Origin of the sequence: Ornithinibacillus bavariensis (genome assembly GCF_050433565.1) — a bacterium.
Lineage (GTDB): Bacteria > Bacillota > Bacilli > Bacillales > Amphibacillaceae > Ornithinibacillus > Ornithinibacillus bavariensis.
In genome coordinates this window covers 106,095-119,856 of sequence record NZ_JBNPWZ010000005.1, presented here as the reverse complement: position 1 = coordinate 119,856, position 13,762 = coordinate 106,095, and the positions used below count along the sequence as shown (strand labels likewise).

General features: G+C 35.8%; 17 protein-coding genes. 1 reads left to right on the top strand and 16 read right to left on the bottom strand.

Going from position 1 to position 13,762, the window contains the following annotated elements; translation table 11 throughout:
- From HNR27_RS10740 to HNR27_RS10725, 4 genes are all read right to left on the bottom strand, one after another.
- Complete coding sequence (locus HNR27_RS10740; RefSeq protein WP_429339726.1) at positions 1-585, bottom strand: nucleoside recognition domain-containing protein; 585 nt, start codon at positions 583-585, stop codon at positions 1-3.
- Positions 578-1,696: a D-alanyl-D-alanine carboxypeptidase family protein gene (locus tag HNR27_RS10735; RefSeq protein WP_429339725.1), complete on the bottom strand. Its 1,119-nt coding sequence runs from the start codon at positions 1,694-1,696 to the stop codon at positions 578-580. The genes HNR27_RS10740 and HNR27_RS10735 overlap by 8 nt, the downstream gene beginning before the upstream one ends.
- Positions 1,697-1,900: 204 nt before the next feature.
- Complete coding sequence (scpB, locus tag HNR27_RS10730) at positions 1,901-2,485, bottom strand: SMC-Scp complex subunit ScpB (RefSeq protein ID WP_212921956.1); 585 nt, start codon at positions 2,483-2,485, stop codon at positions 1,901-1,903.
- 1 nt (position 2,486) lies between these two features.
- On the bottom strand, positions 2,487-3,230 hold the full coding sequence (locus HNR27_RS10725) for a segregation/condensation protein A (protein ID WP_212921957.1): 744 nt from the start codon (positions 3,228-3,230) through the stop codon (positions 2,487-2,489).
- Positions 3,231-3,399: 169 nt separating this feature from the next.
- On the opposite strand from HNR27_RS10725, the gene HNR27_RS10720 reads away from it, so the two are divergent.
- Entirely contained in the window at positions 3,400-3,492 is a 93-nt protein-coding gene (locus tag HNR27_RS10720) for a YjcZ family sporulation protein (RefSeq protein ID WP_212921958.1), read from the top strand.
- Between the two features lie 138 nt (positions 3,493-3,630).
- On the opposite strand, the gene HNR27_RS10715 is transcribed toward HNR27_RS10720, so the two are convergent.
- The 12 genes from HNR27_RS10715 to HNR27_RS10660 form a co-directional block, all read right to left on the bottom strand.
- Positions 3,631-3,984: a GNAT family N-acetyltransferase gene (locus tag HNR27_RS10715; RefSeq protein WP_212921959.1), complete on the bottom strand. Its 354-nt coding sequence runs from the start codon at positions 3,982-3,984 to the stop codon at positions 3,631-3,633.
- 387 nt (positions 3,985-4,371) lie between these two features.
- On the bottom strand, positions 4,372-4,830 hold the full coding sequence (locus tag HNR27_RS10710) for a site-2 protease family protein (protein ID WP_212921960.1): 459 nt from the start codon (positions 4,828-4,830) through the stop codon (positions 4,372-4,374).
- Positions 4,831-4,855: 25 nt separating this feature from the next.
- Positions 4,856-5,293 carry a peptidylprolyl isomerase gene (locus tag HNR27_RS10705; RefSeq protein WP_429339724.1) on the bottom strand — a complete coding sequence of 146 codons (438 nt, stop codon included), beginning with the start codon at positions 5,291-5,293 and terminating at the stop codon, positions 4,856-4,858.
- A 91-nt stretch (positions 5,294-5,384) separates the two neighbouring features.
- Entirely contained in the window at positions 5,385-6,692 is a 1,308-nt protein-coding gene (gene lysA, locus HNR27_RS10700) for a diaminopimelate decarboxylase (RefSeq protein ID WP_429339723.1), read from the bottom strand.
- Between the two features lie 85 nt (positions 6,693-6,777).
- Positions 6,778-8,253 carry a spore germination protein gene (locus HNR27_RS10695; RefSeq protein ID WP_212921963.1) on the bottom strand — a complete coding sequence of 492 codons (1,476 nt, stop codon included), beginning with the start codon at positions 8,251-8,253 and terminating at the stop codon, positions 6,778-6,780.
- 22 nt (positions 8,254-8,275) lie between these two features.
- Positions 8,276-8,704 carry a stage V sporulation protein AB gene (locus HNR27_RS10690; RefSeq protein ID WP_429339722.1) on the bottom strand — a complete coding sequence of 143 codons (429 nt, stop codon included), beginning with the start codon at positions 8,702-8,704 and terminating at the stop codon, positions 8,276-8,278.
- The gene (locus HNR27_RS10685; protein WP_212921965.1) at positions 8,682-9,302 is read right to left on the bottom strand and encodes a stage V sporulation protein AA; all 621 of its coding nucleotides are present in this window, start codon (positions 9,300-9,302) and stop codon (positions 8,682-8,684) included. The genes HNR27_RS10690 and HNR27_RS10685 overlap by 23 nt, the downstream gene beginning before the upstream one ends.
- 159 nt (positions 9,303-9,461) lie before the next feature.
- The gene (gene sigF / locus HNR27_RS10680; protein WP_212921966.1) at positions 9,462-10,217 is read right to left on the bottom strand and encodes an RNA polymerase sporulation sigma factor SigF; all 756 of its coding nucleotides are present in this window, start codon (positions 10,215-10,217) and stop codon (positions 9,462-9,464) included.
- Between the two features lie 12 nt (positions 10,218-10,229).
- The gene (gene spoIIAB, locus HNR27_RS10675) at positions 10,230-10,673 is read right to left on the bottom strand and encodes an anti-sigma F factor (RefSeq protein ID WP_212921967.1); all 444 of its coding nucleotides are present in this window, start codon (positions 10,671-10,673) and stop codon (positions 10,230-10,232) included.
- Entirely contained in the window at positions 10,670-11,023 is a 354-nt protein-coding gene (spoIIAA, locus tag HNR27_RS10670; RefSeq protein ID WP_212921968.1) for an anti-sigma F factor antagonist, read from the bottom strand. Before spoIIAA ends, spoIIAB begins: the two co-directional genes overlap by 4 nt.
- Positions 11,024-11,126: 103 nt before the next feature.
- Complete coding sequence (locus HNR27_RS10665) at positions 11,127-12,302, bottom strand: D-alanyl-D-alanine carboxypeptidase family protein (protein ID WP_212921969.1); 1,176 nt, start codon at positions 12,300-12,302, stop codon at positions 11,127-11,129.
- Positions 12,303-12,445: 143 nt separating this feature from the next.
- Positions 12,446-13,750: a pyrimidine-nucleoside phosphorylase gene (locus HNR27_RS10660; RefSeq protein ID WP_429339721.1), complete on the bottom strand. Its 1,305-nt coding sequence runs from the start codon at positions 13,748-13,750 to the stop codon at positions 12,446-12,448.
- Positions 13,751-13,762 lie beyond the last annotated feature (12 nt).

Here is a 13,762-nt window from a genome sequence, read left to right as displayed (position 1 = left end):
TTACTTCCTCCACATACTTCGGTAATAGAAAAGTCGGTCTATCATAATGGCACTTAATGTGGAAATAATCGTTGCTAGTATAGTCGTGCCTACAATCTCTGTAGGTGAGGCAGAATCATACTGCATACGTACTGCAATAATAGTAGTTGGAATCAAGGTAAGGCTAGAAGTATTAATTGCCAGGAATGTAATCATGGACCTAGATGCCTCATTTGAGCCACTTAGTTTTTTCATTTGCTCCATCGCTTTTATTCCCATAGGTGTAGCTGCATTCCCAAGCCCAAATATATTTGCTGTTATATTCGATAGAATATAACCAATTGCAGGGTGGTCCTTTGGTATTTCTGGAAATAGCCGTACAACAATAGGTCGAAACAGCCTTGCTAAAATTTTTAGAATTCCTGCTTCTTCTGCAATACGCATAATACCTAACCAAAATACTAGAACACTAATCAGGCCAATGGAAAGGGTAACAGCCTCATTGGCGCTTTCAAATACTGCCTTGTTAACATCCTCCATCGTTCCATTAAACATGGCAAAAACAATTCCGATAATGGCCATAAATGCCCAAATTAGATTAACCATTGGAATCCATCCTAAAGATTTGTTTCAATACGGATACAAAATCTACTAAATATGATATTTCTTTTTCGGCTAGATTCTCTTGAAATATATTCACCTCTACAATAGGATCATTATTTAAGTAGTAGATTTGCTTGGCAACAACCTGTGCGTCAGGTGCAGGAGGAGATTCCCCTACTGGGATAACATCACTACGAATCAAACCTTTTTCTCTTTCTGCTAGTGGATATACTGCATCTTCATGTGTATAGCCTCTCATTTTCTCCCCGGAATCTAATGAAATAGAGATTTGCCCTTTTTTACCCATTTTTTCCATAGTAAAGTTCTTAAAGCCCCATTCAAACATATCGGTATGGTCTTGCCAATCATTCGGTGCATCTAACGTAACTGCAATTAAATCCATCCCATCCTTTGATGCTGTAGAGACAAGTGTTCTACCAGTCTGTTTCGTAAATCCAGTTTTTCCACCTGTGCAATATTTATAGTAGGCTGTTAATAATTTGTTTTTATTTTTCCAGCCATAATCACGATTAGAAGACTGATAGAATTTGGTTCCTGTTATTTTACGAAACTCCTCATTTTGCATTGCATATTGCATCAAAAGGGCCATATCATAGGCTGATGAGTAATGGGTTTCAGAATCTAATCCATGTGGATTATCAAAATGTGTATTCGTCATGCCCAGCCACTGCGCCTTTTCATTCATGAGATATACAAATCCCTCTTCACTTTCTCCAACATGCTCCGCAATGGATATTGCTGCATCATTACCGGATCTTAGCATTAACCCATATACTAGATCCTCCACTGTCATTTTTTCTCCTTGTTTTAAATAAATCGATGACCCTTCCGTATAAACGGCCTTTCTACTAGCTGTTGCCTTTTCCTTCATTTTTCCCGATTCAATCGCTATAATGGCAGTCATTATCTTAGTAATGCTCGCTATATTAGATTTCTCATGCGCATTTTTCTCGAACAATATTCTTCCTGTTGACTGTTCAATTAACACAGCATTTTTTGCCGAAACAGCTGGACCTTCATCGGCATGTCCAATAATTGGACATACAATAGTAAATAATAGTATTAACATTAGGGTTTTTGCTATAAAACGCATGGTTTGTCCTCCCCCAAAAATCTGTCTATACATTTTATGCAAAGGGAGCTTTCTTATGATAAAAAAAGAAATGGTAGAGTGATTTTACCATTTTTTTTTTACTGTGAAGGATAGAAGTTAGCCTTCATAAAATAAAAAAAGGATGTTTAAAAGAACTCACTCTTCAAACATCCTTAAAAACTATTATATATAATGGCAATAAGTCTAATTACTATTCTCCTCTAACTCACTGAAACGATCAAAAAATAAATCTGCTTCATCCTCAATATCACTAGCATCCATATTATCTGGTAGTGGTGGTAGTTCCTCTAACGATGTTAGCCCAAAAAATGTTAGAAAATCTTTACTTGTACCAAATAATACAGGTCGCCCAACTCCTTCTTTTCTACCAACCTCTTCAATCAGCGACCTTGCAAGTAGAGTTTGCACGGGGCGATCGCTTTTTACCCCTCTTATTTCATCAATTTCCGAACGAGTTATTGGCTGCTTATAAGCAATTATAGCTAGTGTCTCTAGTGCTGCTTGTGACATTCTACTTAAATGTGGAGTCTCGAGGAACCGTTTAAAGTATTCACTATGCTCCGGCTTTGTTGTTAAATGATAGACATCATTAGCTTGCATAATCATAATTCCACGACTCGCATGCTCATAATCATATTTTAGCTCTTCGATTAAATGCTCAACTGCCTTAACAGATATTTCCATGATATTTGCAAGTTCTTTAATCGTTATACCTTCATCACCACTTGCAAATAACAATCCTTCTAAGATCGCTTTTACATTCTTCATCCTACACGTCATCCCCCGAATAATAAACATACAAAGTATCGAAATGCTTCTCTTGTTTACAGGTTATTTGATTTACTTTCATCAATTCCAAAATTGCCATGAAGGTAACTACAATATGTGATTTTGTTCGGTGGGTAAACAATTCGTCAAAAGTTATGCCTTTCTTCCTTGATCGTTTTACCGAATCTAATACTTCCTCCATGCGTTGCTCAATTGGAATTTCAGCCTTGTGTATTTTTGTTTCAAGTGGTTCTTTCCATTTTTTGCGCTCAAGCATTTTTCCTAAGGCGCCAAGCATATCATAAATGGAAATATCTCCTTGAACAACAGTTTTTTCAATTGGAAGGTCTTCAAATATTACTGGAGGTCTAGTAAATATCTGATTTGCTTCAATTTCTTTTTCCTTGAAAACTTCGGCGGCTTCTTTAAATTTTCGATATTCAATCAGACGCTGCATGAGCTCTTCTCGTGGATCTTCCATATACTCTTCCATTTCTTCCTCAATTTCTTGTTTAGGAAGAAGCATCTGACTTTTAATTGCCAAAAGAGTAGCAGCCATGACAAGATATTCACTAGCAATATTTAACTCTAAATGCTGCATGGTATGAATATAATTCATATACTGTTCAGTAATTTGGGCTACAGGAATATCATATATATCAATCTCATAGTGATTTATTAAATGTAATAATAAATCAAGCGGTCCTTCAAAGGATTCTATTTTCACCTGATATGCCTGATTCATAAAAGTCGCCCTTTCTATATCTATAGAGTTCTTAGCAATATAGCATCGATTATATTTGTTTCAACTTGTATAAGCGCCTATACACCATCGTCATGTTTTACATAAGTTAATAACGTAAGATAAATGTTACCCAAACATTTATTCAAGTATTTAAAAGGAGGAATTTAGAATGAGTGCAGGTGCAGGATATTACGGTGGAGGATTTGCTTTAATCGTAGTATTATTTATTCTTTTAATTATTGTTGGTGCTGCTTGGTTGTAAAGTAGCATGAAACTACGATAAGTATATTCCATCAACATACAACCAAATTTTAAATAAAAATCAGCCCATGGAAGAATCAGGGCTGATTTTTGTTTAGAAATTACTTTCTACTGTAAAATGCTTCCCCTTCAATTCTTGTTAATCTTCTTGAATACAACGCATAAAATATTGTTGTATCGAATCAACAGCACTAACCTTATACTTTGTATCGTAAAGGTTCCGAATTTCTTTAATCATTCGTTTACCTACCCCACAATTACGATGGGATGGATTTACAGAAATATGCTGTATGATTGCTTGATCACCATCAATCCGAACACCGATTGCACCGATCACATCATCTTCTTGCTTCCATAGATAAAGATGCCAGTCTGGATTGGTCTCATATTCCTTAATGGTATGAAGTAGGTTTTTAACATCTTTTCCTTCTGGCATAAAAGACAATAAACCCATTGCAATCTTTTCCGAATTTTTTTTGTAGCGATTTAACATATATACCCCTCATTATGTGAAATACTTTTGGTCTAAGATGAAATAATTTTGATAAAGTAATCATCGACCAGTAATGTTTCTCACGACTATCGAACATAAGATGACCTAAATAAAACATGAACTGAGTGCTAAAACCCTTCCTTACTTCTCAGCAATTCAGATTAATAAAGGCAGGAATCTTACTCCTATAAACTTACGGGATAATTGAATTATAGTTCTATTTATGACCTATTAATCTATATTTGTCAAATACGATTAAAGCACAAATATCATCCAATATGCAAATCCCCAAATGATGGCAAGCACAAGTAATACAAGAAATAAAAGGATATTTTTCTTTCGTTGATTCAAATTACTCATCCTTTACTAGCATTGACAAAAATTACCTTATTTAGTACGTTTCGCTATGATTTCTTTCAACATTATGAAACCATCTGATTCTTGTTCCTTTATTTTAAAGGGAACACAATTCATCAGGAACAACCAGCTATTATAAAGCATGAAAACTAAAATAAATTCATTGGAAGTAAATTGATATATACCAAAAAAGATGACTACAATAATAGCATTAAAAAAAGGACCCAGGAAAGTTATGTATAGTTTTTCAAAAGAAGTATAGTCCTTTTCTCTTGTACTCTCTGTTACACCAGCTGTAAAAAACAATAGCCCAACATGCACTTCAAGCTTGGGGAAAACAATCTTTATAATCCTTTTCCCCCTACCAATACTGATTAAGATATTGCTTGCCTTTGCGATCTTAGCACCCACTGTATGGCCAATCTCATGAATTAGATTACTAATTGGTGCGACAAACACGATAAGATAAAGCAACAAATAGACACTCATTTGCTCTTTCAAAAGTATTTATCAATTAGGCATTAAATACTTTTACCTCTTTCATGACATCACCATTGCGCATTTCCTTTACATATTCCATACCAGAAGTAACTTGTCCAAACACGGTATGAACTCCATCTAAATGTGGTTGTGGTTCATGAACAATGAAAAATTGACAGCTTCCCGTATCTCTTCCAGCATGTGCCATAGATAACGTACCCTCAACATGCTTATGTGGGTTATTATCTGTTTCACATGTAATCGTATACCCAGCGTTACCTGTACCATTGCCGATTGGGCATCCACCTTGGCTAACAAAACCAGGGATTACGCGATGAAACGTTAATCCATCATAAAAATTTTCATTTGAAAGTTTTTCAAAATTAGCAACTGTACCTGGTGCCTCATTTGGATATAAATCAAATTCAATTTTATTACCATTTTCCATTAAAATATAGCCTTTTTTAGCCATACTATACAACTCCTATTCTGATAAAAACTTTTTGCCAATCAAATTAATCATACCATTTCTAGCGTTTTATTAAAAGATTTTATACTGCATCTTATTCATAGGATAAGTCATTTTTAACAATATCCTTAACTGTTTCACGACGAATAACTAATTTATCTATACCATTCTCAATAAATACAACTGCCGCTCTTGCAAATCGATTATAATTACTCGCCATGGAGTAACCATACGCACCGGTTGAAAGAATTGCCAAAATATCTCCTTTTTTAACCTTAGGAATAGGTAAGTCCCATATTAGCATATCTCCTGATTCACAACACTTCCCAGCTATGGAAACAACCGTATCCGCCTTTTGATTTGCTCTATTCGCTAACAAACCGACATACTTCGCTTGGTATAAAGCAGGACGAATATTATCAGTCATTCCGCCATCAACGGCAACATAATCACGTACATTGGGTATGACCTTAGTAGAGCCTGTCGTATAAAGGGTTATTCCTGCATCCCCAACAACGGACCGACCAGGTTCTATCCAAATTTCTGGTACCTCCATATTTAATCTAGAACAATGATTTTGAATTACTTCTACTAATCGGTATACATATTCATCTAATGGAATTGGTTGATCATTTTCCGTATATCGAATTCCAAATCCCCCACCTAAGTTTATGACCTCAGGTGTATATCCATAGGTTCCTTTCCATTCTTCTATTTTTTGGAATAGTATATTTGCTGCAGTTACAAAACGGTCCGTTTCAAAAATTTGCGAACCGATATGACAGTGTAATCCTTTAAAGTTTAGATATTTATTTTCACGTATAAGCTGAAATGCCTGATCTACTTGTCCATTATGTAAATCAAAGCCAAATTTAGAATCCTCATTACCTGTCATAATATATTGGTGTGTATCGGAATTAATCCCTGGAGTAACCCGAATAATAACATCCACTGTCTTTTGCTTTTTACGTAATATCTCTGTCAAAATCTCAATTTCATAAAAGTTATCCACGACAATACAGCCAATCTCATGCTCTATTGCCATCTCGAGTTCACTTCTACTTTTATTATTTCCATGCATATGGATTTTCTGTGGAGCTATTCCCGCTTGAAGTGCGGTATACAGTTCCCCTTCTGATACCACATCAACCGATAATCCTTCCTGCTTAATAACTTGAAGAATTGCAATGGAAGAAAAAGCTTTACTAGCATAGGTCACCTGTGCCTTAACACCTAACTTCTTAAAAGCTTCAACAAATGCACGACAATTTTTACGTACAATTGAAACATCATACACATAAAGAGGTGTACCGTATTTTTTCACTAAATCAACACTGTCAATACCACCAATTTCTAGATGACCTAAATCATTTATTCGGTACGGATAATTCTCCATTTGCATGCTTTCACACCCATTTCATGAATACTTATAAAAAATTTATCATAAACAAATTAAAAACAAAAATAAAACCCTCACAGAGAGGATTTTATTTAACCGATTCTTTTTGCGGTTGCGTAAATACATTCTTCGGATGAACAATGGATGGTCTTGTATGAACAAAAGGTGTTGGAACTCGAAATAATATCCGTACCATAGCCTTTGGATTAAAAGGAATTAATGGCCAAAAATAAGGTGCCTTAAAGGATTTTAAACTTATCAGGAATAAAAGTAGAACTGTAATACTAATGACATACCCATATATTCCGAATAATGCTGTTGCAATTATCAAATATAGTGTTGCCATTTTATTCGCTACACTTAATTCATAACTAGGTGTTACATACGTCCCGATTGAACCAATAGCAGTATAGAGGATTACCTCAGGACTAAGTAACCCAACATCAATTGCAATTTGTCCAATTAATACTGCAGCAATTAATCCCATAGCCGTTGATAGCGCAGTCGGCGTATGAATAGCCGCCATTCTTAAAAATTCCATTCCAACTACGCCTAGGATTAACTGAGCTACAATTGGAATATTCCCTTCCTTATTCGGCCCAATAAATGAAAGCTCGGGTGGCAACAATGTAGGATCCATCACAAACAGTAGCCATGTCGGTAACAAAAACAATGATAAAAATATCGCTAAAAAGCGGATCCAACGGATAAAAGTACCGATGATGGGTGCTTGACGAAACTCCTCAGCATGCTGTGTATGATGAAAATATGTGGTTGGAACAACCATTACACTTGGTGAGGTATCCACCGTTATTAAAGCATGCCCTTCCAATAAATGATTAGAAGCAACATCTGGCCTTTCTGTAAAACGTATAAGTGGAAATGGGTTCCACTTACGCTCTACAAAAAATTCTTCCAGCGGTTTTTCAGCCATAGTGATACCATCAATATCAATTTTACGAATCTTTTTCTTCAATAAGTCGACTAAGCCATCATCAGCAATATCTTTTATATAACTTAGGCAAACATCTGTCTTAGATCGTTCCCCTACCTTCAGCATCTCATTGCGTAATCTCGCATCACGAATTCTTCTTCTCGTTAAACTAGTATTGAGGACAATATTTTCTGTATATCCATCTCTTGATCCACGTATAACCCGTTCTGTATCTGGCTCTTCAGGCTGTCTTCCAGGGTAGCTTCTAACGTCTACGGCAAAGCCAAATTTTTCACCGTCGATGAGAATGACAATTAATCCAGATAGAACCTGATCAACTGCCTCATCTAATGTTTTAATTGTCGATAACTGCTGGTGGAGAATTCGGTTTTTAACTATCTCACTTGCCTTATCACGCTCACGCTCTTTTTCATTTAGATCCACTAATTCCTTAAGAATTTGCTGTATGATTAAGCTATCCACTAATCCATTTACATAATAAAGCTGAATACGTGTTTTTAATAGCACTACCTCGCGAAAGCCAACATCATAGGAAACATCAATTCCTACTCTCTCTTTAAAAAACCTAGAATTTTCATCAATCTTGGCTGAAATGGGATACTTGGACAAATGTAACCCCTCCTTAAACTTTCTATCTCACTAAAACAATCCATTGAAATAATGATCCCACTATTTTCCCAAACACGATTGCCATCATTAGAATAATGATTTTATTATCTAAATTAATCCGTTTTGAAATGATTGGAAATACATTAAGTACTTCTGTTAATGCTGCTGCAAGCATACCGTTAAAAATCCCATGAAAAACACCCCAAATAGCTAACAAAATTCTTGGTTGGTTCCAAGTAACTACTGTAAAGGAAAGGTAAGTTCCAAATAACGCTCCAACGATTATACATGCCGTATATACCTTCACTAAGTGTAGGCTTTTACTAAGCTGAATTAATCTTGGAATAATACCTAATAAGGTCAGAAAAGCCACAAATCCACACCCAACCGCGAGTCCCCCAGAAAACCCAATAAATATCTGAATAAAATTAATGAGGAGGTCTTGTATCATTTAGTTTATTTTCGTGATAATTTACATAATCATCAAGGGACTGTTGGTATTTGTATATTTCTACCTCCAACGGGCTTGGCTCTTCATTAAATCGCTTATTAAACCAGTGGTTAAAAAACAAAATCATCCCTATTCCAAGGCCGAGGGAATACGGAATTTGTATCCATAGGGGAAATTCATTTTTTTCTCCAGTTAATAAGAAGTGCAACTTCTGTTGAACTTCCTGCATACTTACGTCATAGTGAAAATTCACGATGGTCATGGCAGTTCCGATAAATAGCAGTAGCCAAACAAAAATAAAAACCAATACATTTGGATTTTTATTCGACTTATCCACTTTTACGATCGTCTGCTCTGGACCAGTTAATTGAATTTCCAAGTTCGGATAAAGCTCATTTAAGTGTTTGATAATTAAAAAGCTATCAATAATCACAATTTCTTTATCTTCCTTTGTGACACGATAAATTTTTAATTTTAAAAGCTCCTGTACTAGCTCTTTTGAGGTAGAAGAAACAAAGGCTATATCCTGTAGCTTGATTTCTCTTTGGGTATCGATTTCTATTTTCTTTTTCATGCGTAAATAAACCATATCTGTCATTATGATGTCACCTCAAGAAACCAATTTGGGTACTACTTAGTATTTGTCTAAAAAGAAATAATATAATTGTTTTTTACAGAAGCTAATAAGATTATGAATGCACGTATGGAGAAGCAGGTAAAACAAAAAAACCATAAGGGCCATCATTCATGACGGCTCTTATGGGTCCATTTTATTTTTCATATCATATAATATTTTCTTTTCTAGACGAGAAACCTGTACTTGAGATATTCCAAGCCTTTCCGCGACCTCTGATTGCGTCTTATCCTTATAATAACGAAGATAGAGAATTAGCCTTTCTCGTTCACTTAATCCACGAATTGCCTCTTGTAATGATAGCTTATCAAACCAATTCGAATCTTGATCTGCTATCTGGTCTAGTAATGTAATAGGATCTCCATCGTTTTCAAATACTGTTTCATGTATGGAATGTGGTGCCTTTGCAGCTTCCTGCGCATGAACTACCTCTTCAGGAGAAATCTCTAGCTCTAAAGCAATTTCGTTAATCGTAGGAGATCTGCCAAATTTCTTCGTCAGCTCATCCTTCTTTTTACGAATTTTATTTCCCACTTCTTTTAAAGACCTGCTTACTTTAACACTACCATCATCGCGGAGAAATCGCTGTATTTCTCCAATAATCATGGGTACGGCATACGTAGAAAATTTAACATCATACGAAAGGTCGAACTTATCAATTGATTTAATAAGTCCTATGCTTCCAATTTGAAAAAGATCATCCGGGTCATATCCTCTATTCATAAAACGCTGAACAACAGACCAAACAAGACGAATGTTCTTTTCTACTAAATAGTCTCGGGCTTCCTTATCCCCTTGTTGACTCTTTAATATTAGCCCCTTCACCTGTTCGTCAGATAGCGCCTCACTCCGATTATATTGCTTTACATTTACATCCATAGGCATCGCATCCTAATTATAAACCGTTTTACTATTTGTTAACTGCTTTTTCATATGAACAGAGGTACCCTCACCTTGCTTGGAAATAACTTCTACAGAGTCCATAAAATTCTCAATAATCGTAAATCCCATTCCAGACCGTTCTAAGTCTGGCTTCGATGTAAATAATGGTTGTCTTGCCTCATCGATATCAGCAATCCCAATACCGTTATCACGAATTGTTATCTCCACTTCCCCATCCTCATGTAAAATACAAGAGATATGGACTTTATGGTCTGGCTCACTATTATAACCATGGATGATTGCATTCGTTACTGCTTCAGATACAACTGTTTTTATCTCTGTTAATTCCTCCATGGTTGGATCAAGCTGAGCAACAAATGCTCCAACAGTTACACGAGCAAATGATTCATTTTGACTAACACTCGAAAATTCCACATGCATTTCATTTTTCATGAAGCCACCCCCAAAGTTTCTAAAGCAAATTCCTCGTTCTCCTCTAAACGAATAATTTTAAACATACCAGACATTTCAAATAACCGTTTGATTGAAGGTGGTACAGAGCATACTACCATTTCCCCTCCCAACTGGAGAACTTCCTTGTATCTACCCAAAACGACTCCAAGTCCTGAACTATCCATAAAGCTTATCTTTTCAAGATTTAAAATCACATGTTTTACTGGATTTAAATATAGCATGTCCTTCCACTGGTCTCGTAGCTCTTCTGCTTCATGATGATCTAATTCACCAGCTAAACGAACAACTAATACGTCTTCTTTTACATCAAACATATATTTTAGCCCCATTTATATCCTCCTTACATTCCTTTGTAAGTATCAATTCTTTATTAAATGGGTAAATTCCTGCTTTGTGACAAAAGAAGAAGAAAATCTGTTAAATTAGAAGGAATTAATCATTTTTCGACAGTTTTTGAATCGAGCGTTTAAACAGCGTAAAATAAGATGCTTTGTCCACATCCTCATTAATAATTAATGGTGTTTCGGAAATCGATTTATCACCATTTTTCACATGTAATGTACCAACTTTTGTCCCTTTTTTAATTGGAAGCTTAACCTCATCAAGCTGAACAGATGTTGTTAATTTTTCAATTGATTCACCTTTTTTAAACACCATACTAATGGACTGACTAGCAACGACATCTATTTTTCTTTTTGCTGCCTTTAATACGTTAAGTTCCGTTATTCTATCGTTTTGATTAAATAGCTTCTTTGTTTCATACGTATTAAATGCATAATCCAACATATTAGAAATGGTTGAATTTCGCTCTTTTGGTGTTTCAGCACCCATTACGACCGCTACTACACGCATATCATTCTTTTTTGCGGTAGCTGTAAGACAATATTTGGCCTCACTAGTAAAGCCTGTTTTCAAACCATCTACCCCAGGATAAAAACGAACTAATTTATTTGTATTCACTAACCAAAATTCGTTATCCGTACCTTTTCGTAAATAATCTTCATATATTGAGGTGTATTTCGTAATAGATTCATGGCTTAATAATTCTTTTGCCATCATGGCCATATCATATGCGGTAGAATAATGATCCTTTGCCGGTAGACCAGATACATTCTGAAATTTAGTATTTTTTAAGCCTAGTTCCTTTACCTTTTGATTCATACGCTTCACAAATGCTTCTTCACTTCCGGAGATACGTTCTGCAAGGGCAACACTAGCATCATTTGCAGAAGCAACAGCTATTCCTTTTAATAGATCATCAACACTCATCTCTTCTCCTGCCTCGAGAAATATTTGTGATCCACCCATGGAAGCTGCATTTTCACTAATTCGGATCATTTCATTCTTTTTCAAGTTACCCTTATCTATTTCTTCCATAATTAAAAGCATTGTCATGATTTTTGTCATGCTTGCAGGTGGTAAAGGTTCATGTGCCTTCTTTTCAAACATAACCTTTCCTGTATCACGTTCAATTAAAATGCCGGATTTCGCACTAGGTGCTAAATCAAATGTATCCTTACCATGTCCACTTTCCTCAGCAAACACAGTAATATTAAATAAAAAAATGGTTAATACTAGTAAACCTACTATTAGGACATTCTTTTTCATTCTGTTTTACCTCCAGCAATCAATATAGTTCTAGGATTGCCAAAATTAAACAAACTTATAACCTCAGCCCACTAAATAAAAAATTAGTTCCCAAAAAAATAAGGTAACGCTATATTCTAGCGCTACCTTGATGAATTTTATAATTATTCGGTAATAGATCCATAAATTAATACTGGTGCATCAACTTCTTCTTCTGTAATAACGATACTATTTCCAATTAGATCTAAAACGGCATCTACAGAATCAATATTGGTGTGCAGCGTTAAAAGAGGCTCGCCCTTTTGTACGGCATCCCCAACTTTTTTATGTAATAGGATACCAGCTGAAAGATCAATTTCTGATTCTTTTGTTGCTCTACCAGCACCTAGCATCATGGCAGCAGTCCCAATATTATCAGCAATCAATGTCTGAATTGTACCAGACTTACCGGCGGGTACATCTATTACTTTAGAGGCCTTCGGTAGAAGTTCTGGATTATCCACAACGGAAGTATCTCCTCCCTGTGAGGCCAAGAAAACTTTAAACTGTTCTAGGGCTGCTCCGTTCGATAGATTCTCTTCTAATTTCTTTCTAGCTTCTTCAAGAGAGGTTGCCTTTTCAGCTAGTAATACCATCTTACTACCTAGAACTAAACATAATTCTGTTAAATCCTCCGGGCCTTTTCCTTGAAGTGTTTCAATAGCTTCCTTTACCTCTAACGCATTACCTATTGCATAGCCAAGAGGTTGACTCATATCCGAGATTACTGCCATCGTTTTTCGCCCAACTTGATTTCCTATCGAAACCATTGCTTTAGCTAATTCCTTTGCATCATCCAAATTTTTCATAAATGCACCAGCACCGGTTTTTACATCTAGAACAATAGCATCGGCGCCAGCAGCAATTTTCTTACTCATAATAGAGCTGGCAATTAACGGAATGGAATTAACAGTTGCTGTCACATCCCGAAGGCTATACAATTTTTTATCTGCTGGCGTTAGGTTTCCGGTTTGACCAATGACAGATACTTTGTTTTGATTAACTAGATCGATGAATTCCTGATTGCTTATTTCTGTATGGAAACCAGGTACAGACTCCAGCTTATCAATAGTTCCACCAGTATGCCCAAGGCCACGTCCACTCATTTTAGCAACTGGAGCACCTACCGATGCTACTAATGGCGCTAATACTAAAGTGGTAGTGTCTCCAACACCACCAGTTGAATGCTTATCAACCTTTATACCAGAAATACCCGAGAGATCAATTTTATCACCGGAATCTACCATCGCTTTTGTCAGAGTAGCTCTTTCTCTCTCTGTCATATCTTGAAAATAGATCGACATTAAAAGAGCACTTACTTGATAATCTGGAATATCCCCGTTCGTATATCCATCAATAAAAAAGCGAATTTCTTCCTCGTTTAATTCATCACCGTCACGTTTTTTCTCAATTATGTCATACATCCTCATTGTTTCCACCTC

Bases quoted from the DNA above. Each gene is read 5' to 3' on its own strand.
- sigF (WP_212921966.1), bottom strand. From the start codon at position 10,217: ATGGATGTAAATGTAAAGCAATATAATCGGAGTGAGGCGCTATCTGAC.
- HNR27_RS10660 (WP_429339721.1), bottom strand. From the start codon at position 13,750: ATGAGGATGTATGACATAATTGAGAAAAAACGTGACGGTGATGAATTA.
- HNR27_RS10710 (WP_212921960.1), bottom strand. From the start codon at position 4,830: ATGAGTGTCTATTTGTTGCTTTATCTTATCGTGTTTGTCGCACCAATT.
- HNR27_RS10715 (WP_212921959.1), bottom strand. From the start codon at position 3,984: ATGTTAAATCGCTACAAAAAAAATTCGGAAAAGATTGCAATGGGTTTA.
- HNR27_RS10740 (WP_429339726.1), bottom strand. From the start codon at position 585: ATGGTTAATCTAATTTGGGCATTTATGGCCATTATCGGAATTGTTTTT.
- HNR27_RS10685 (WP_212921965.1), bottom strand. From the start codon at position 9,302: ATGACAGATATGGTTTATTTACGCATGAAAAAGAAAATAGAAATCGAT.
- HNR27_RS10735 (WP_429339725.1), bottom strand. From the start codon at position 1,696: ATGCGTTTTATAGCAAAAACCCTAATGTTAATACTATTATTTACTATT.
- scpB (WP_212921956.1), bottom strand. From the start codon at position 2,485: ATGAAGAATGTAAAAGCGATCTTAGAAGGATTGTTATTTGCAAGTGGT.
- spoIIAB (WP_212921967.1), bottom strand. From the start codon at position 10,673: ATGAAAAATGAAATGCATGTGGAATTTTCGAGTGTTAGTCAAAATGAA.
- spoIIAA (WP_212921968.1), bottom strand. From the start codon at position 11,023: ATGGGGCTAAAATATATGTTTGATGTAAAAGAAGACGTATTAGTTGTT.
- HNR27_RS10705 (WP_429339724.1), bottom strand. From the start codon at position 5,293: ATGGCTAAAAAAGGCTATATTTTAATGGAAAATGGTAATAAAATTGAA.
- HNR27_RS10665 (WP_212921969.1), bottom strand. From the start codon at position 12,302: ATGAAAAAGAATGTCCTAATAGTAGGTTTACTAGTATTAACCATTTTT.
- HNR27_RS10690 (WP_429339722.1), bottom strand. From the start codon at position 8,704: ATGATACAAGACCTCCTCATTAATTTTATTCAGATATTTATTGGGTTT.
- HNR27_RS10725 (WP_212921957.1), bottom strand. From the start codon at position 3,230: ATGAATCAGGCATATCAGGTGAAAATAGAATCCTTTGAAGGACCGCTT.
- HNR27_RS10720 (WP_212921958.1), top strand. From the start codon at position 3,400: ATGAGTGCAGGTGCAGGATATTACGGTGGAGGATTTGCTTTAATCGTA.
- lysA (WP_429339723.1), bottom strand. From the start codon at position 6,692: ATGCAAATGGAGAATTATCCGTACCGAATAAATGATTTAGGTCATCTA.